The 18,119-nt window shown below is 61.6% G+C and carries 22 protein-coding genes; 11 read left to right on the forward strand and 11 right to left on the reverse strand.

All coding sequences use genetic code 11. The annotated features are described in order from the left end of the window. The first annotated feature begins 102 nt into the window (after window positions 1-102). The 3 genes from QQL76_RS14480 to QQL76_RS14490 all read left to right on the forward strand — a co-directional run bounded on the left by QQL76_RS14480 (window position 103) and on the right by QQL76_RS14490 (window position 2,030). On the forward strand, window positions 103-357 hold the full coding sequence (locus QQL76_RS14480) for a GlsB/YeaQ/YmgE family stress response membrane protein (protein WP_126010431.1): 255 nt from the start codon (window positions 103-105) through the stop codon (window positions 355-357). Between the two features lie 124 nt (window positions 358-481). Continuing rightward, window positions 482-1,450, forward strand: a complete 969-nt coding sequence (gene lipA, locus QQL76_RS14485; RefSeq protein WP_499208221.1) for a lipoyl synthase — start codon at window positions 482-484, stop codon at window positions 1,448-1,450. A 112-nt stretch (window positions 1,451-1,562) separates the two neighbouring features. After that, a complete protein-coding gene (locus QQL76_RS14490) occupies window positions 1,563-2,030 on the forward strand; it encodes a type II toxin-antitoxin system RatA family toxin (RefSeq protein WP_499208222.1) in 468 nt (155 codons plus the stop codon). A gap of 12 nt (window positions 2,031-2,042) precedes the next feature. On the opposite strand, the gene QQL76_RS14495 is transcribed toward QQL76_RS14490, so the two are convergent. The 5 genes from QQL76_RS14495 to QQL76_RS14515 form a co-directional block, all read right to left on the reverse strand. Then, window positions 2,043-2,471, reverse strand: a complete 429-nt coding sequence (locus QQL76_RS14495; protein WP_499208223.1) for an HIT family protein — start codon at window positions 2,469-2,471, stop codon at window positions 2,043-2,045. Between the two features lie 94 nt (window positions 2,472-2,565). Next, on the reverse strand, window positions 2,566-2,895 hold the full coding sequence (locus QQL76_RS14500) for an SMR family transporter (protein WP_126010427.1): 330 nt from the start codon (window positions 2,893-2,895) through the stop codon (window positions 2,566-2,568). Between the two features lie 68 nt (window positions 2,896-2,963). Next, entirely contained in the window at window positions 2,964-4,172 is a 1,209-nt protein-coding gene (locus tag QQL76_RS14505; RefSeq protein WP_499208224.1) for a GNAT family N-acetyltransferase, read from the reverse strand. A 63-nt stretch (window positions 4,173-4,235) separates the two neighbouring features. Next, on the reverse strand, window positions 4,236-4,967 hold the full coding sequence (locus tag QQL76_RS14510) for a glycerophosphodiester phosphodiesterase (protein ID WP_499208225.1): 732 nt from the start codon (window positions 4,965-4,967) through the stop codon (window positions 4,236-4,238). 30 nt (window positions 4,968-4,997) lie between these two features. Next, the gene (locus QQL76_RS14515; protein WP_499208226.1) at window positions 4,998-5,465 is read right to left on the reverse strand and encodes a RidA family protein; all 468 of its coding nucleotides are present in this window, start codon (window positions 5,463-5,465) and stop codon (window positions 4,998-5,000) included. A gap of 136 nt (window positions 5,466-5,601) precedes the next feature. On the opposite strand from QQL76_RS14515, the gene QQL76_RS14520 reads away from it, so the two are divergent. After that, the gene (locus QQL76_RS14520; RefSeq protein WP_499208389.1) at window positions 5,602-6,429 is read left to right on the forward strand and encodes a cell envelope integrity EipB family protein; all 828 of its coding nucleotides are present in this window, start codon (window positions 5,602-5,604) and stop codon (window positions 6,427-6,429) included. 3 nt (window positions 6,430-6,432) lie between these two features. Here the strand turns inward: QQL76_RS14520 and QQL76_RS14525 are convergent, their stop codons facing one another. From QQL76_RS14525 to QQL76_RS14550, 6 genes are all read right to left on the reverse strand, one after another. Then, window positions 6,433-7,194 (reverse strand): molybdopterin-binding protein, encoded by a 762-nt coding sequence (locus tag QQL76_RS14525; protein ID WP_499208227.1) that lies wholly within the window; start codon window positions 7,192-7,194, stop codon window positions 6,433-6,435. Then, the gene (locus QQL76_RS14530) at window positions 7,191-8,030 is read right to left on the reverse strand and encodes a cytochrome b/b6 domain-containing protein (RefSeq protein WP_499208228.1); all 840 of its coding nucleotides are present in this window, start codon (window positions 8,028-8,030) and stop codon (window positions 7,191-7,193) included. Before QQL76_RS14530 ends, QQL76_RS14525 begins: the two co-directional genes overlap by 4 nt. A 73-nt stretch (window positions 8,031-8,103) precedes the next feature. Further along, on the reverse strand, window positions 8,104-8,409 hold the full coding sequence (locus QQL76_RS14535; protein WP_499208229.1) for a hypothetical protein: 306 nt from the start codon (window positions 8,407-8,409) through the stop codon (window positions 8,104-8,106). Between the two features lie 172 nt (window positions 8,410-8,581). Next, on the reverse strand, window positions 8,582-9,610 hold the full coding sequence (locus tag QQL76_RS14540; RefSeq protein ID WP_499208230.1) for a sensor histidine kinase: 1,029 nt from the start codon (window positions 9,608-9,610) through the stop codon (window positions 8,582-8,584). A gap of 2 nt (window positions 9,611-9,612) precedes the next feature. After that, on the reverse strand, window positions 9,613-10,059 hold the full coding sequence (locus QQL76_RS14545; protein ID WP_126010421.1) for a response regulator: 447 nt from the start codon (window positions 10,057-10,059) through the stop codon (window positions 9,613-9,615). Next, complete coding sequence (locus QQL76_RS14550; protein ID WP_499208231.1) at window positions 10,056-11,549, reverse strand: sensor histidine kinase; 1,494 nt, start codon at window positions 11,547-11,549, stop codon at window positions 10,056-10,058. Before QQL76_RS14550 ends, QQL76_RS14545 begins: the two co-directional genes overlap by 4 nt. A 320-nt stretch (window positions 11,550-11,869) precedes the next feature. Between QQL76_RS14550 and rpsB the strand changes: the two genes are divergently transcribed. The 7 genes from rpsB to rseP all read left to right on the forward strand — a co-directional run bounded on the left by rpsB (window position 11,870) and on the right by rseP (window position 18,109). Continuing rightward, window positions 11,870-12,658, forward strand: coding sequence for a 30S ribosomal protein S2 (gene rpsB / locus QQL76_RS14555; RefSeq protein ID WP_126010419.1), 789 nt, complete (start codon window positions 11,870-11,872; stop codon window positions 12,656-12,658). A gap of 233 nt (window positions 12,659-12,891) precedes the next feature. Next, on the forward strand, window positions 12,892-13,815 hold the full coding sequence (tsf, locus tag QQL76_RS14560) for a translation elongation factor Ts (protein ID WP_126010418.1): 924 nt from the start codon (window positions 12,892-12,894) through the stop codon (window positions 13,813-13,815). A gap of 109 nt (window positions 13,816-13,924) precedes the next feature. Further along, window positions 13,925-14,650, forward strand: coding sequence for a uridine monophosphate kinase (pyrH, locus tag QQL76_RS14565; RefSeq protein ID WP_499208232.1), 726 nt, complete (start codon window positions 13,925-13,927; stop codon window positions 14,648-14,650). Window positions 14,651-14,710: 60 nt separating this feature from the next. Then, window positions 14,711-15,271, forward strand: a complete 561-nt coding sequence (gene frr / locus QQL76_RS14570; protein WP_126010416.1) for a ribosome recycling factor — start codon at window positions 14,711-14,713, stop codon at window positions 15,269-15,271. Window positions 15,272-15,330: 59 nt separating this feature from the next. Then, on the forward strand, window positions 15,331-16,062 hold the full coding sequence (locus QQL76_RS14575; protein ID WP_499208233.1) for an isoprenyl transferase: 732 nt from the start codon (window positions 15,331-15,333) through the stop codon (window positions 16,060-16,062). After that, entirely contained in the window at window positions 16,062-16,901 is an 840-nt protein-coding gene (locus tag QQL76_RS14580; RefSeq protein WP_499208390.1) for a phosphatidate cytidylyltransferase, read from the forward strand. Before QQL76_RS14575 ends, QQL76_RS14580 begins: the two co-directional genes overlap by 1 nt. Before the next feature lie 74 nt (window positions 16,902-16,975). Further along, window positions 16,976-18,109 (forward strand): M50 family metallopeptidase, encoded by a 1,134-nt coding sequence (gene rseP, locus QQL76_RS14585; protein ID WP_499208234.1) that lies wholly within the window; start codon window positions 16,976-16,978, stop codon window positions 18,107-18,109. The last annotated feature ends 10 nt before the right edge of the window (window positions 18,110-18,119 follow it).

The following is an 18,119-nucleotide window of genomic DNA, read 5'->3' on the forward strand; positions in this document are numbered from 1 at the left end:
ACGTCTGCCGGTCCATCAGCAAATTCGAAGACACCGGGAACCGCGAGGGCCTTTGTAACGTTTTAAGCCCGACTTCTAATTGATGGAAAAGGAGATGGGGTCATGGATCTGAACGGCATGGGACTGCTGGGCGCAATTATCGTCGGCGGCATCGCGGGTTGGCTCGCGGAAAAGTTCATGAAGAGCAATCACGGCGTCTTCATGAATATCATTCTCGGCATCATCGGTGCCGCGCTGCTGAACTTCCTGCTGAGCGTACTCGGCATCTACACCGGCACCGGCGTTCTGATCTACTTGATCGTTGGCTTCATCGGCGCTTGCATCCTGATCGCTCTCGGTCGCGCCATCAGGCGATAATCGATCGCAAGCAATGCTTTGAGACAAGGCCGCCATGCAGATGGCGGCCTTACTTTTTTCTCGTCGACCGACTATAACCGCTCCATCTAATTCATCGCGCGCCAAACCGCGTTCTGGAGCATTCATGGTTACAGTGCTGGACACCATCGCCGAAGCAAAGCAGCGTCCGCGGCACCCGGAAAAGGCGCATCGGCCGGATACGGAAATCGCCCGCAAGCCGGAATGGATCCGCGTCAAGGCGCCCACTTCCCAAGGATATCGCGAAACGCGCGAATTGGTGAAGTCGCACAACCTGGTCACGGTCTGCGAAGAGGCCGGCTGTCCCAATATCGGCGAATGCTGGGACAAGAAGCACGCGACGTTCATGATCATGGGCGAGATCTGCACCCGTGCCTGCGCGTTCTGCAACGTCGCGACCGGCATGCCGAATGCGCTCGATCCCCATGAGCCGGAAAATGTCGGTCTTGCCGTCGCGAAGATGGGCCTGAACCACGTGGTGATCACGTCGGTCGATCGCGACGATCTTGCAGATGGCGGCGCCCAGCATTTCGTCGAGGTGATCCACGCAATTCGGCGTCACGCGCACGGAACGACGATCGAGATTCTTACGCCGGATTTCCTGCGCAAGCCGGGTGCCCTGGAAGCTGTGGTCGCGGCGCGGCCCGATGTCTTCAACCACAATCTGGAGACCGTTGCCTCGAACTATCTGACGGTCAGACCGGGTGCCCGCTATTTCCACTCGATCCGCCTGCTGCAACGGGTGAAGGAACTCGACCCAACGATCTTCACCAAGTCCGGCATCATGGTGGGTCTCGGCGAAGAACGGAACGAAGTGCTGCAGTTGATGGACGATCTGCGCACCGCCGATGTCGATTTCATCACCATCGGCCAGTATCTGCAGCCGAGCCGAAAGCATCATCGGGTCGTCAGCTTCGTGACGCCGGACGAATTCAAGTCCTATGAGACCGTCGCCTATTCAAAGGGCTTCCTGATGGTGTCGGCCAGCCCGCTGACCCGTTCCTCGCATCATGCGGGCGACGATTTTGCCCGGCTTCGTGCAGCGCGCGAAAAGAAGCTCGCGCTGGCATCCTGAACGCGCTCTCGACGCCGTGTCGGCCTTTCCGGGTCGACATGGCGCGATGAGCTCTTATCTATGGGAAAATCGTCTTTTCCTGAAGCGGCACTGCCGCCAACCGCCGTGATTTATGCCTCAGTTCGAAACAACCCGCCACGTGAACCACTCCGCAAGCGACATGTTCGCACTCGTTGCCGATGTCGAGCGCTATCCCGAATTCCTGCCGCTTTGCGAAAGCCTCACAGTGCGCTCGCGCAAGGAGGGCGAGGACGGCAAGGAGCTGCTCGTTGCCGACATGGCGGTAGGCTATAAGGCCATTCGCGAGACGTTTGCGAGCCAGGTCGTCTTGCGCCCGGCCGAAAATCGCATCGACGTGAAGTATATCGACGGCCCGTTCCGGTATCTCGACAACCGCTGGACGTTTGAGGACAAAGGCCAGGACAACTGCGCCGTGCACTTCTTCATCGACTACCAGTTCCGCAACCGCATGCTGGGCATGCTGATGGGTACAATGTTCGATCGCGCCTTCCGCACATTTGCAGAAGCATTCGAGCGCCGGGCCGACGAGATTTACGGCCGGCGCAAGCAGACGGGCTGATCTTTCAAGCGGTCAGAGCGCTGCGCGGATCTTCTCCGCATTGGCTTTCAGGACGTCCGGATCTTCCATGGTTCCCGTGTGCGGCTTCAGCGCAACGCCGTCGAAGCGGGGGATTACGTGGACATGAAGATGGAAAACCACCTGGCCGCCGGCGCTCTCGTTGAACTGCTGAATGGTCACGCCATCCGCATTGAAGGCCGTTTTCACGGCGCGGGCCAGCTTCTGCACGGTGGCCATCACATGCGAGAGATCGTTGGGCTCGACATCCAGAATGTTGCGTGACGGAGCCTTGGGCAGGACGAGGCAGTGGCCGTCACCGCGCGGCATGATGTCCATGAAGGCAAGCGTGTGCTCGTCCTCGTAGACGCGATGGGCCGGCAGTTCGCCGCGCAGGATCTTGGCGAAGATGTTGGCGTCGTCATAAGCCGCAGGCGTGGTCATTGTCAGGTCTCCGTAGGTTGCGTCCATGTGCGGAATTGTCGGCCGGCCCGTCAAGTCTCAGCCTTTGCAGCGCCCGGAAATGCCGATCAGGACTTCAGTGCCCGACCGTCCGCGAAAAGAGATTGACGATCAGAACACCGGCGATGATCAGCGCAAGACCGATCACGGCCGGAAGATCGAGCCGCTGCCCGAACGCGAAATAGCCGATCGCCGCAATCAGCACGATGCCTGTGCCGGACCACAGCGCATAGACGATCCCGACGGGCATCGTCTTCAGCGTCAGCGACAGGAAAAAGAACGCGATGCTGTAACCGCCGATGGTCACGAGCGAAGGCCACAGCCGCGTGAAGCCTTCCGACAGCTTGAGCGCGGACGTGGCAATCACCTCGAAGATGACGGCGACGACGAGGTAGACGTAAACCATGGGGCTGCTTTCGGGCGCGTGGGGCGACGGGTCTCCCGTCTAGCCCGTCGGGCGGGCGAAAGCGAGCGTCATGCCTTCTTGAAGGGCCCGTGTTCGGTGAGGATCGCGCCGATCTGGTCGACTTCGCGGCGTTCCTGCTCGAGATAGTCGGCAACCGCACGCTTCAGCCCCGGATGGGCAATGTAATGGGCGGAGTGGGTCGTAACCGGCAGATAGCCGCGTGCGAGCTTGTGTTCCCCTTGCGCGCCGGCTTCGACGCGAGGCAGGCCGCGTTCGATCGCGAAATTAATGGCCTGATGGTAGCAGACCTCGAAATGCAGAAAGGGATGATCCTCGATGCAACCCCAGTGCCTGCCGAAGACGCAGTCGTCGCCGATGAAGTTGATCGCACCGGCGATGTATCGTCCCTCTCGCTTGGCCATCACAAGCAGGATGTCGTCTGCCATCGTTTCGCCGATCAGGCTGAAGAAGGCACGGTTGAGATAGGGCCGGCCCCATTTGCGTGCGCCGGTATCGATATAGAAGCCGTAGAACGCATCCCATTGCGCTTCAGTGATCGATGCGCCCGTGAGGCGCTCGATTGAGATGCCGTTTTCCACGGCCTGCTGCCGTTCGCGCCTGAGCGCCTTGCGTTTGCGTGACGCCAGCGTGGTGAGGAAATCGTCGTAGCTGGCATAGGATTCGTTGTGGAAATGAAACTGCTGGTCGGTCCGGTGCAGAAAGCCGGTCTCCTCGAAGATCGGCATCTCGCCTTCTGGAATGAAGGTAATGTGCGCCGATGAGATCCCGAGCCGGTCCGTCAGGGCGATGAGACCCTGCGCCAGTGCGGTCTGCACGATCGGCCGACGCGTATCGGCAGGCGCCAGAAGACGAGGACCTGTCGCAGGCGTGAAGGGGATCGAAGCCTGCAGCTTGGGATAATATTCACCGCCGGCACGCTCGAATGCATCCGCCCAGCCGTGATCGAAGACATATTCACCCTGGCTGTGGCTCTTGAGGTAAGCCGGCACGGCGCCGCAAAGTGTGCCGTCCGGGTCCTTCAGCATCAAATGGCGCGGCAGCCAACCTGTCTTGGCGGCGACTGAGCCGGATCGTTCGAGCGCGGACAGGAAGTCGTAAGAGAGAAACGGATTGTAGGGAATGGTCGCTATCGCGCTGGCCCGCGTCGTTCCGGCGAGCTTGTCCCAGCTTGAGCGCTCGATGTCGGCCATCGACGACGCCACTTCGATCGTGAACTCGATCTGGCCGCGATCTTCAGCAGCGTCTCCGGCAGTCATCGCATTCCCCATATTCGCACGTGCGAGAAAGGTAGTGCGCCGCCTGGAGATTTTAAGGCCTGCCTAGCTTGGCGATGACGCCACGCTGCGCGGATCGAAACCCTCGAAGGTGATCTGATCCGCATGGCGCATGCTGTGATGAAGCGCCGCTTCGTCGCGCACCGTCCAGGTGATGACCGGCTTGCCGCTTTCCCGCACGCCATCGATGAACGGGTTCGGCAGATGGAACGCGCAATAGGATACGAAATCGAGCCCAAGCCGCATCGCATCCTCGTGCCGTTGCAGGTCTTCGGTTCGCTGGCCTTCGGCTGTCAGGCCAAGCGGGTAGGGGCATTCGAGCGCCTTCAGATCCCGGAGAAGCCAGTGGTCGAACGACATAAGGGCGACTGGTCCGTCGTAGCCTTCGAGGTCTTCGAGAACCGCTCCGGCGAAATCGTCGTCGTCACCTTCGCAGCCTTTCAGCTCCACGACGAGCGGAACACGTCCGGCGACAAGCGCCAGCAACTGCTTGAACGTCGGGATCCGCTCCCTTGTGCCCCCCACGGTCAAGAGCGCCAGCTCCGTCGAAAGCCTGTCGCGGGTCCGCCCGGGCAGGCTGCAAAGCCGCTCCAGCGTATCGTCATGAAAAACGACCGGAACGCCGTCTGCGGCGAGATGGAGGTCGCACTCGATGGCAAAGCCGGCCTCCACCGCCCGCTCGAATGCGGCAAGCGTATTTTCCCAGACGGTGCGGTTGAGGTCGTGATAGCCGCGATGGGCGATGGGATGTTCAGTCAGCCAGGCAAGCGTCTGCATTGGTGTTCTGCGGCTCGTCGTTGAGAGAAATCAGGCGATCTGGAAGATGGCGTCGACCTCGACGGCCGCATTGAGCGGCAGCGAGGCCGTGCCGACCGCGGCACGCGCGTGCTTGCCCTTGTCTCCGAGGATTGCTGCAAAAAGATCGGACGCGCCGTTGACGACGAGGTGCTGCTCGACGAAGTCCGGCGTCGAAGCGACATAGCCCGTAATCCGAATTAGCTGCACGATCCGCTCCAGATCACCACCGAGCGCCGACTTTGCCTGTGCCAGAACGTTGATGGCGCAAAGCTCGGCTGCCGCCTGGCCCGCCAGCACCTTGTGATCGTGGCCGAGATGGCCCGTATAGGCGAGATGCCCGTTCTCCAGGGGCAGTTGGCCGGAAATGTAGAGCATGTCTCCAGCGATCACCCAAGCGACGTAATTGGCAGCTGGAGCAGCCGCCTGCGGAAGATCGATCCCGCGTTCGGCAAGTCGCTCGGCAATCGTGTTGGCCATGAAGATACACCCGTTTTTCTGCGCCTAAGATGTCTTATCGGGGCACGGCGTCAAGCGCCTCGCTTTTGCCCCGAGGCATCCTGTAACATGTGTCAGGTTTTGCTAGGAGACATGAATGTTGGGATTTGCCGGTCGTATGGCATTTGGATCAGCTGCGGCACTCGCGGGGCTGCTTTCAACCACTGCGCTCAGCATGGCGCAGCCGGCAGGCGCCGCAGCGCTCGTTCCGCATCGCGCCGTCTATGATCTGGAACTCGCCAATTCGGAAGAGAGATCCGGCATTTCAGGCGTCTATGGCCGCATGGTCTACGAGATGAACGGCTCGGCCTGCGATGGCTTTACCGTGAACTTTCGATTCGTGACGCGGATCGACACCGAGGAATTTTCCCGGGTCACCGACCAGCAGACGACGACCTACGAGGATCTGCGCGCCGGCACGTTCGAATTCGTCAATCGCTCCTTCGTGGACGATACGCTCGACAGCGAGACGCGAGGCTCGGCCCGTCGCACGGACGATGCAATCGATGTCGAGATGGAAGCTCCCCAGCAGATGTCGCTGGCGCTCGATCGTGCGCTGTTTCCGACCGACCACATGATCGAGCTGATCGCCAAAGCCAAAGCCGGCGAGCGCTTCTACCAGTCGCACATCTATGATGGGTCGGATGATGGCGCCAAGATCATGTTGACGACGACCGTTATTGGCGAACCGCGGCAGCCGAGCGCCCAGGACACCGAGGCGAAACAGGCTGGCCCCTTCGCCAACGACACCGCCTGGCCGGTGACGATCGCCTATTTCAACGAAGCGGACAGCGGCGACGAAGTGCCGGAGTACCAGATCTCGTTCAAGCTCTACGAGAACGGGCTGACCCGCGACCTGGAAATGGACTATGGCGACTTCGCGCTTCGCGGCACGCTCACCGGGCTGGAGGTGTTCGACGCCAAGGCATGCGCTGAACAGCCCTAGCCTTCAGATGCCCGCATACCATTCGTAAGCCCCGGCATCTTCCCAGTAGCCGCCACGACCCCGGCCGATCCCTTCGAGGCTCTCCACGGCTTCGATGCGCATGACGAACTTCGCCTGCTTGTAACCAAGCTGACGTTCGACCCGCAGGCGCAGCGGTGCGCCGTGACCAATGGGCAAGTCGCCGTCATTCATGCCGTAGGCAAGGATCGTCTGCGGATGGAAGGCTTCGACGAGGTCGATGCTCTCGTAATAGGGCGTCCCGCGAAAGTCGTCCGCACAGTGGAAGACGATGTAGCGGGCGTTGGGCGCAAGCCCCGCACGATCTAGCAACGGGCCAAGCGGCGCCCCGGTCCATTTGCCGATCGCGCTCCAGCCTTCCACGCAGTCGTGCCGCGTGATCTGAATACGGGCGGGCAGGGCGCGAAGCTCGGCCATCGAAATCGATTGCGGCCGCGCCACAAGCCCATCGATGCGGAGGCGATAGTCTGAAAAACCCGAAGCTGCGTGGCGCTCCCATTCCGCGCTTTCCGGCCGCGTATTGCCGTTCATGCGGAAAGTCGGCGACAGCGCCTCGGGCGGATATTCGCGCGCCAGGGCGTCACCGACGATGAACCGCTGAATGCGGTAGCTCAGCCATTCGCCGCTCGAGAGAAACTGGCGGAATGCCGGGCTCTGGCCGAGTGCATCGCAGCCTGACAACGCCATTGCAGAGCCGGTGAGCGCAGCACCCGTGATCAGCCTGCGCCTGGAAAGAAGAGTGGTCATCGTGTTTTCTCCTGGGGCAGGCGATAGCGACCGGTGATCATGGAGCGGATCTCGTTGATCGGCCCTGCCAGCACGACCATGGCGAGATGGACGAGGATGAACGCCACCATGGCGAATGCGGCGATGAAATGGATGGAGCGCGCCGATTGTCGACCGCCGAAAAGATCGATCAGCCAGGGCCACGCGGCGACCATCGTCGGCGACATCGTCAGGCCGGTCAGCACGAGAACGGGCAAGAGCACGGCCAGTACAGACAGATAGGCGAGCTTCTGCAGCACGTTGTAATGGCGCGCGGCCTCGCCCGTCGGAAACTTGAGCCGTGCATGGGCTGCGATGTCACCAAGAATATGCGATGGCGCCAGCTCGGCACGCTTCGGCAGCAGATCGCGCCGCAGATGGCCGTTTATGAGGCTGACCAGTGCGTAAAGCGCAAGTCCACCTGCGAAAAGCCAGCTGAAGGTCAGATGCCAGCGCCGTGAAAGCGCGAGATTGTAGCTGGACGGGATCGTGACCCAATGCGGGAAGGCCCGGTTCTGCCAGGCGCCTTCCGCATTTTGCCAGCGCCCCAGAACACCCGTCGTATCGATCTGGAGCGCGCCGACGCGCAGATAGCCGCGCTCCTGCTCGGCACCGATCTGCAGCCATGCGGGGTCCGGGTTCGCGCCGTAGTCACCCCAGTAGAGGCGCGGATGCGCGTTGAAGATCATCAGTCCGCTCATCAGCATGACAAAAAGGATGACCACATTCGTCCAATGCCACAGCCGCGTCGAAAGCCGATGACGGCGAACGACGATCGGCGCATCTGGGATCGGCGGTGAAAACTCGGTTGTAGACATGGCGGCCCTCCGGGCGGGTTGAGCCAGGTGACGCCTGTCGCGGGTCACCCGGCTCCAAGGCATGCGTCGATGCTTACATCGTGTCCGAAATCATGCTCTCAGGCGCGTCGGCGCAGGCGGCCGTGACACTGGCCACGGTTGCGTCCGCAGCCATGTCATCGGCGCCCATGTCATCGGCAGCCATGTCATCGGCTGCCATGTCGTCCGCTGGCATGTCGTCGGCCATCATGTCGCCGCTGTGAAGCGCCTCGACGGCAGCCATCTGTCCCGCCTCGTCGAGCGCAAGGAAATCGGCGCAGGTGAGGTCCGAACCGCTCTGTGCGAAGGCCGGCATGGCAAGCATGAGGGTGAGGGCAGTCGTTGTCAGGATCGTCTTCATGGTGGTGGCTCCCAGGGTTGACGCCTCAGCGGGCGGTGAGGGCCAATCCACACGAGTTGTCGATCACTGTCGAAACAACACTGCGCGCGTTTTTGTCGCGCACAACTCACGCCAATGTCGGCTCTGCGTGAGTGCAGCGTGATCGTTTGTGGCGAAGTGGAGGTATTCGGGGCTAAATCCCCAAAGTCACCTTGGCGCGGGTGCCGGGATGCTGCAGCTCGTAAGACAGCGTCGCACCGAGATTCGCGGCCATCGAATTGACCAGGCGCGTGCCGAGCCCTGTGCCCTTGGTGCTCTGACTGGTCCCGTCCCAGCCCACGCCATCGTCTTCCACGACGAGCACGGCGCCATCCGGGATGGCGTCGAGGAACACGCGCACTTCGCCCTTCACGCCCTCGGCGTAGGCATATTTTAGCGCGTTCGTGACCAGTTCGGCGGTCATGATGCCGATGGAGATCGCCATGTCGGTGGGCACCCGCACAGCATCCATGCGAATCCTGAGCCGGGCGCTCGAGGCGAGCGACATGTCCAGCTCCTTGACGAGCGTCGTCAGATACTCGCCGATATCGACGAAGCGCACGTCGTCGGATGTGTAGAGGCGCTTGTGTACGCCGGCGATGGCGGAGATGCGTGCCTGGGTTTCGATCAGCGCGTTCTTGGCGGCAGGCTCGCTCAACGTATTTGCCTGCATGCGGATCAGCGCCCCGACGATTGCGAGACTGTTCGCCACGCGGTGGTTCACTTCGCTGAGCAGCAGTTCCGCGCGCTCCTTCGCCTCGCGCAGTTCAGCTTCCACGCGCTCCTTGGCGCGCATCAGCCGTGCGCGCTCGACCGCCTGATCGATCGCGCTTGCAAGGAGCTCGGGAAAGTCTTCCGACACGCTTTTGGTGACGTAGTCGAAGGCACCCGCCTTCAGCGCCGCAACGGCGATCGCAGTTTCCGCCGAGCCCGTGACGTAGACGACCGGCGGCGCGTGTTCGATACCGGCGAGCTCGGCGAGCACGTCCAGACCCGTTCCACTATCGAGGTAGTGGTCGAGACCGATGACATCGATGCCGCCGGCACGGATTCGCTCCAGGCCGGCACTGGCCTTGTCGGCACGCTCCACCTCATAGCCTCGCCGCTCCAGATTCTTCTGGATCAGACGCGCCAGTCCGGGATCGTCATCGATGTAGAGAACGCGCGTCGGCCGGGAAGCCATCATCAGGCACTTTCGGGGATCTGCATCACCGAGAAGAACAAACCAAGCTGGCGGATCGCATTGGCGAAGCCTTCATAGTTGACGGGTTTGGTAATGTAGACGTTGGCACCGAGATCGTAGCAGCGCTGGATCTCGCGCTCGTCGTCGGTCGTCGTCAACACCACGACCGGTGCGCGCTTGGTGTTCGGGTTTGCCTTGACCTTCTCGAGGATCGAGACGCCGCTCATGTCCGGCAGATTGAGATCGAGCAGGATGAGGAGATGGCGGCTTGCGCTGACATCGCCCGAGCCATCGGAGCCGAAGAGATGGGCAAGCGCGCTCGTGCCGTCGGTGAATGGAATGATCTCGTTGCTGACGCCGGCGCGGCGGATGTTCTTTTCGATCAGCCTGGCATGGCCTTCGTCGTCTTCGATCATCACGATCGTGACGGGCTTCGCTTCACTGCTCATTGCATGCTCCCGATAAATCTACGCATATCGCGGGCCAGAACGACCCTGAATGTCGATCCCTTGCCGAGTTCGGAGGTGACAGTGATGTCGCCACCCAGATTTCGAACGAGGGTCCTCACATGGGCAAGGCCGATGCCTTCACCCGGTTTGCTTTGCTCTCCGGACCGCCGGAACAGCTCGAAGACGCGTTCGTGGTCGTCGGCCGCAATTCCCCGGCCATTGTCGGCGACATCGATCGCGATGCGGTTGCCGATCAGCTTCTCGCCCGAGATCTTTATGCGCAACGGTCGGCTCGCGTCTGCGTACTTTACCGCATTGTCGAGCAGATTGCCGAATATCTGATCGAGAGACATGCGGTCGGACAGAATGGTCGGCAGGTCGTCGGCGACATCGATGACGCCGTCTAGCTCGCCGACCTGATGCTGGATGGCGTTCGCGCTGGCCTGAAGCATATTCGTCAGATCGATCGATTCGGCTCTGATCGGCCTGCGCCCATCACGAGAGATCTTGAGAATGGCGTTGATCAGCCCATCCATCTTTCGAGTCGATGAGCGAATGAAGCCGACCGCTTCCGGCAGATCTTCCGTCGCTGCCAGCCGCGCATCGCTGGCAAGCTGGTCGTCACCGGCGACGTCGCTCCGCTCCATGTAGTCGCGAATGGGCTTGATGCTGGCTTCGAGCTCGCTCGTGAAGCCCATGATGTTGACCAATGGCGCCCTGAGATCGTGCGTCACGATATAGGCGAAGCGCTGAACCTCTTCGTTCGCCCGTGCAAGTTCCGCGGTACGCTCTGCGACGCGCTCCTCGAGCGTGATGTTCGTCGTTGACAGAAGTCTGCGCGCCTCGGCGATCTCGCGCGTATAGAGGATGACGACCCAGGCGCTGCCGCCGACGACGGCAATGATGACGAGAGCGCCAATCAGGCTGGTCCAATAGAGAGCCGAAGCACTGCCCCTTTGCTGGGCTACGCTTTCGGCGAGCCGCTGGTCGGCGTCCTGAACGACACCGGTCAGGAGCTCCCGCAGATCGCTCATTGCTATCTGGCCCGTGTCGGCCTGGACGAGCTCCAGAGCTGCCTCGCGATTACCTGCACGAGCGAGACGGATCGTCTCTTCCAATTCATTGAGTTTCACGGCAGCCGCGTCGTTGATCGCTGCTGAGATCGCATCGCCACCCGGGCGAGACTGAAGAAGATTCGTCAGACGCTGCCGATGCGATTCAAGCTCCTGCCGGGCCTGGTTGTAGGGCGCGAGATAGACTTCGTCTTGTGTCAGCAGAAAACCGCGCTGACCCGTCTCGGCATCCTGCAGCGCGGTGCGGAAGTCGAGTGTTGCTGCACGCAGATCGCGAGCGGCCAGAACCTCATTGAAATGGTCCTGGCTTCGATTGCCGAGCCAAAGGCTCATGCCGACGATGACGAGCAACGCGGCAAGCCCGGCCAGCATGAGAGCTGCCGTCGTACGGACGAGGGTCGAACTTGAGATTGGCATGGAGCGCGATCTTGTGGAAACGATGTTTGATGACCGAAAAGCAGGCCTCGTGCAAGCGAGTTGTCAAATGACCGAAAACTCTTTCCGACACCGTGCATATTCGGCATCAGGCGCGCCAATGCACGTCCCAAGGCTGTGGCTGGGGGAGCCCATGACAGGCTTGCGGGAGGCAGTGGGTTGCCATTCTTCGACGAGTTCTATATGGCAGCGACCATTCCACACGCGCGGTTTGGGATTGGCCGGGAGAAATCCGGTCCGTTCCGCCGGTGGCCGAAAGGCTGTTGCTGCGCGGAGGTTCAACCGGAAAGGATACACAAGGCATGTCACTGCCCGATTTTTCCATGCGCCAATTGCTAGAAGCTGGCGTTCACTTTGGTCACCAGACCCACCGTTGGAACCCCAAGATGAAGCCTTTCATCTTCGGTGACCGCAACAACGTCCACATCATCGATCTCGCTCAGACCGTTCCGCTCCTGCACCAGGCGCTGAAGGTCGTGTCTGACACCGTCGCCGGTGGCGGCCGCGTGCTCTTCGTCGGCACCAAGCGCCAGGCGTCCGAGATCATTGCCGATGCCGCAAAGCGTTCGGCTCAGTATTACGTCAACGCCCGCTGGCTCGGCGGCATGCTGACGAACTGGAAGACGATCTCCAACTCGATCCAGCGTCTGCGCAAGCTCGACGAGCTGCTCGCCGGCGACGCCCAGGGTCTGACCAAGAAAGAGCGTCTCAACCTCGATCGCGAGCGCGAGAAGCTTGAGCGTGCGCTTGGCGGTATCCGCGATATGGGCGGCACACCGGACCTGATATTCATCATCGACACCAACAAAGAAGCGATCGCGATCGACGAAGCCAAGCGCCTCGGCATCCCGGTTGTCGCCGTCGTCGATTCGAACTGTGATCCAGACCGCGTCGACTACCCGATTCCGGGCAATGACGATGCCGCCCGTGCGATCTCGCTTTATTGCGAACTGATCTCGCGCGCCGCTCTCGATGGCATCGCGCGCCAGCAGGGTGCTTCGGGCGTTGACGTCGGCGCATCCGCCGAGACGCCTGTCGAGCCTGCGCTTGACGACGCCGGCAGTGTCGAGGGCGAAGGCGCCACCGCCTAAGCTCCGATCGTCCTGCATTCAGACGGCCGGCGCCGCGAACAATCGCTTCGCCGGCCGTCATGCATATGAAGACGATGTCGGCCTAGTTTGTCGCGTTTTTCACATGGTGAACCGGTAATTACTTCACCTGGAAACGCTCTAACGTGCCGAAGAATTCGACAGGGCGCGGTCTCCACGCCCCAACCAGGTCCCGCCCAAGCCGGCCGGACCATGACAGACGACAAGAGGCTAGAATGAACATTACCGCTCAGATGGTGAAAGAACTGCGCGAAAAGTCCGGCGCAGGCATGATGGACTGCAAGAAGGCGCTGGCCGAAACCAATGGTGACATGGAAGCAGCGATCGACTGGCTGCGCGCCAAGGGCATCGCTAAGGCCGACAAGAAGGCCAGCCGCACGGCTGCCGAAGGCCTGGTCGGCGTAGCCAGCGAAGGCACGAAGGCTGTCGTCGTCGAGCTGAACTCGGAGACCGACTTCGTTGCGCGCAACGACAAGTTCCAGGATCTCGTCGCAGGTGTCGCCAAGGTCGCGCTCACCACGGACGGTTCCGTCGAGGCCGTTTCGGCAGCAACCTACCCGGCAACGTCCAAGCCCGTCGGCGACACCATCAAGGATGCAGTCGCGACAATCGGCGAGAACATGGCCCTGCGCCGCACCGCTCTTCTGACCGTGTCGGACGGCGTCGTCGCGACCTACATGCACAACGCCGTTGCCACCGATCTCGGCAAGCTCGGCGTGCTCGTTGCGCTGGAATCGACCGGCGACAAGGACAAGCTCAACGCCATCGGTCGCCAGGTTGCCATGCATGTCGCAGCGACCAACCCACTCGCTCTGACCTCGCAGGACGTGGATGCGACGGTCGCCGAGCGCGAGCGTCAGATCTTCATCGAGCAGGCGCGCGAGTCCGGCAAGCCGGAAAACATCATCGAGAAGATGGTGGAAGGCCGCATGCGCAAGTTCTACGAGGAAGTCGCTCTGCTGTCGCAGGCCTTCGTCATGAACCCCGACCACACGGTCGGCGATGCCGTGAAGGCAGCCGAGGCCGAAGTCGGCGCACCGATCAAGGTCACGGGCTTCGTCCGCTTTGCTCTCGGTGAAGGCATCGAACGCGAAGAAACCGACTTCGCAGCCGAAGTCGCGGCAGTCGCCAAGGGCTGATTGCCCGATCGATTGTCCACGGCCGTGAACACCGCAAGGGCACTGCGTGACAACGTGGTGCCCTTCGTGTATGCGGCTTGTCCAGCTTCAGAAAAAGACGAGTGAACGCATGAAAACCGACGCCCCGCGCTACAAGCGCATCCTGCTGAAGGCCTCGGGTGAGGCGTTGATGGGCAGTCAGGGCTTCGGGATCGACGTCGAAGTGGCCGACCGCATTGCCAGCGACATCGCCGAAGTGCGCGCCATGGGTGTAGAGGTCGGCGTGGTCGTCGGCGGCGGCAATATTTTCCGCGGCGTGGCCGTCGCCTCCAAGGGCGGCGATCGCGTGACGGGCGACCACATGGGCATGCTCGCCACAGTCATCAACGCCCTGGCGCTGGCAACCTCGCTGCGCAAGCTCGGCATCGACACCGAGGTCCTCTCGGCCATTGCCATGCCGGAGATCTGCCAGAGCTTTTCTCAACGCGCAGCCCTGCATCACCTCGACAAGGGCCGGGTCGTGATCTTTGCCGGTGGAACGGGCAACCCCTTCTTCACGACCGATTCCGCCGCTGCGCTCCGCGCTGCCGAAATGGGCGCCGAAGCGATCCTCAAGGGCACACAGGTCGACGGAATCTATTCCGCCGATCCGAAGAAGGACCCGACCGCGACGCGCTTCGATAGCCTTACCCACGCCGAGGTTCTTGAGAAGGGACTGGCCGTCATGGACGTCGCCGCGGTTTCGCTTGCCCGCGAAAACGCGATCCCGATCATCGTTTTCTCCATCCACGAAAAAGGCGGCCTGGCCGCAATCGTAACAGGCGGCGGCCGAGGTACGGTCGTCACCGACAGATAGAATGAGGTGGCTGGCGAGCGTTGTCGCGCCGCCGATCACCCGCGCATGGGAGCATGAATCATGGCTGATGGAACGAACTTTTCCGAGCTGAAGCGGCGCATGGAAGGTGCCGTCACGGCATTCAAGAACGACGTCAACGGTTTGCGCACGGGCCGCGCATCGGCAAACGTACTCGATCCGGTGATGGTCGAGGCCTATGGCTCGCGCATGCCGCTCAACCAGGTCGCGAACGTCGGTGTCGCGGAAGCGCGCATGTTGTCCGTGCAGGTTTGGGACAAGCAGATGGTCGGCGCCGTCGATCGCGGCATCCGTGAAGCCAATCTCGGCCTCAACCCGATCGTCGACGGCCAGACGCTGCGCATTCCGCTGCCTGACCTCAACGAAGAACGCCGCCGCGAACTGGTCAAAGTGGCACATAACTATGCCGAGACCGCGCGAGTCGCTGCGCGCCATGTGCGCCGCGACGGCATGGACGAGTTGAAGAAGAACGAAAAAGCGGGCGTCATCAGCCAGGACGACAGCCGCCAGCAGTCCGATCGGGTCCAAAAGATGACCGATGAGACCATTGCCGAGATCGACCGCTTGCTCGTCGATAAGGAAAAGGAAATCATGCAGGTCTAGATTGGCGCCTGCATGACCGGGCGACCAAGTCGTTCTCGGTGCGAAGCCTTAGCGGAGTTTTGCCTTTGACCACGCCGCATCACGTCGCGATCATCATGGACGGCAATGGCCGGTGGGCCAAGCGGCGCGGCCTTCCACGGACCATGGGACACCGCAAGGGTGTCGAAGCCGTGCGCGAAACGGTGCAGGCAGCAGGCGAGGCAGGTGTCCGCTATCTCACGCTGTTTGCCTTCTCGTCAGAAAACTGGAACCGCCCGGAAGAAGAGATCACCGATCTCATGGGGCTGCTGAAGCTCTTCATCCGGCGAGACCTCGCGGAACTCCACAAGGAGAACATCCGCATCCGTGTGATCGGAGATCGGGCGCGGCTGGATCGCGAGATCCTGGGCCTCCTGGTCGAAGCGGAAGAGCTCACCCGCAACAACAGCGCGATGCACCTTGTGATCGCGTTCAACTATGGCGGGCGGGACGAGATCGTGCGTGCCGCCAAGCGTCTGGCCGAAGCGGTCGGGCGAGGCGAGTTGTCGCCGGCCAACGTCAACGAGCACACGCTGTCGGCATTTCTGGATACGGCGGGCATTCCCGACCCTGATGTCATCATCCGCACGAGCGGCGAGCAGCGTTTGTCGAATTTTCTCCTGTGGCAGGCGGCCTACACGGAATTCGTCTTCGTGCCGGTGCTCTGGCCGGACTTCGACAAATCGGCCTTTCACCGCGCGCTGGATGAATACGCTTCGCGGGAGCGCCGCTTCGGGGCCGTTCCCGAACGCGATGTCGCGCTCGGTTCGTGATGCAGCTGGAATTGAAGCAGCGGGTCGTTTCCGCAGTCATCCTCGGCATTGCAGTCCTGCTTCTGGCCTGGTTCGGCGGCCTTCCTTTTCGCGTTTTCTGCGCCATCCTCGCCGCGCTGATCTACTATGAGTGGACCACGATGGTGCAGGCCGAACGCCGGTCCCGCCCGGCCTTTCTCGTCGGCTGGGCCAGCATGGGCGCCATCATGTGGTTCATCGTCGGCAACGCCTTTGCTTATTCCACCGGCGCAATCCTGATCGGTGCGGGCGCGGTCGCTCTCGCCGCCCGGACAAGCGGCCGTGGCCCGTGGATGGGCCTCGGCGTTCTCTATGCCGGCTTTTCCGGCTTGGCGCTTGCGGCTTTGCGCGACGACACGACACTGGGTCTCATCGGAATGGCGTTCGTCTTCGCCGTCGTCTGGGCGACCGACATTCTCGCCTATTTCTGCGGCCGGGCTTTGGGCGGTCGCAAGCTTGCCCCGAAGATATCGCCCGGAAAGACCTGGTCCGGCGCCATTTTCGGCATGTTCGGCGGGATCGCCGCAGGCACGGCGGTCGCGCTTTTGACGCTGGAGAGGGGCGATATCTGGATCCCGATCCTCTGCGCTGTTCTGTCGGTCGCCAGCCAGGTGGGCGATCTCTTCGAATCCTGGATGAAGCGGCGTTACGCGGTGAAGGACTCCGGCCGGCTTATTCCGGGCCACGGCGGCGTCATGGACAGGGTCGACGGTCTCGTATTTGCCGCTTTTGCAGCCTTTCTCATAGCGCTGGTGATCGCGGGCGGGATTCCCAGCTCGTCCAGCGGTTCACCGATTGCCTGGGCGCTCTTGGGCGGATAGGACCCAGCAGTCGTCACTCACATGAATTTCAGGCGCATCTTAAGATGCGCCGCTTTTGAGCAGGGACACGTCCGATGGATGCGCTGGCATCGACCTTCGCCTTTCTGACCGGCTACATTCTGCCATTCCTCGTGGTTTTGACGATCGTCGTCTTCGTCCATGAAATGGGCCACTACCTCGTCGGACGGTGGTGCGGCATCCGCGTCATGGCCTTTTCCGTCGGGTTCGGCCCGGAAATCTTTGGGTTCAATGACAAGCACGGCACTCGCTGGAAGCTTTCGGCCATCCCGCTTGGCGGCTATGTGAAATTCTTCGGCGATGAAAACGCCGCGAGCGTGCCCGACAATGACGGCTACGCGGCCATGAGCGAGGCCGACCGCCGGAGCTCTTTCCAGGGAGCAGCTCTATGGCGCCGCGCTTTGACCGTCGCAGCAGGACCGATCGCCAACTTCATCCTGGCGATCGCGATCTTCGCCACGGTCTTCACGCTTTACGGCCGCCCGGTATCCGACCCGGTCGTCGCCGAAGTGCAGCCGGGCAGTGCTGCCGAAACAGCTGGGATCGCGCCTGGCGACATCTTCGTCGCCATCGACGGCAACTCGATCGAGACCTTCGATGATGTGCGCCGTTACGTATCGAGCCGTCCGGAAGTCGAAATCACCGTCACCATGCAGCGGGATGGCGTCGAGCGCGACTTCACCCTGGTCCCCGCCCGTGAGGAAATTGAGGACAATTTCGGCAATCGCCTGGAAGTCGGCCTAATCGGCGTCGTCACCAACCAAGACACGGGCAATTTCCGAACGGTCGAGATGGGACCATTGGAAGCGACGGGGCAGGCGGTTGCCGAGACGAGCTATATCGTCACCCGCACCTTCGGCTACATCCGCAACATCATCATCGGTCAGGAGAAAGCCGATCAGCTCGGCGGGCCGATCCGGGTGGCTCAGGTTTCCGGCCAGATGGCGACGCTTGGCATCCTTGCGGTGATCCAGCTCGCAGCAGTGCTGTCGGTTTCTATTGGACTGTTGAACCTTATGCCGGTACCGATGCTGGACGGCGGCCATCTGGTCTTCTATGCGATTGAGGCGATCCGGGGGCGACCTCTTGGCGAGAATGCGCAGGAGATGGCATTCCGGATCGGTTTGGGGATGGTGCTGGCACTGATGGTCTTTGCGACCTGGAACGATGTCAACATGCTGTTGGGTTAGTCGCTGAAAC

This window comes from Rhizobium albus (genome assembly GCA_030160035.1).
Classification (GTDB): domain Bacteria; phylum Pseudomonadota; class Alphaproteobacteria; order Rhizobiales; family Rhizobiaceae; genus Georhizobium; species Georhizobium albus.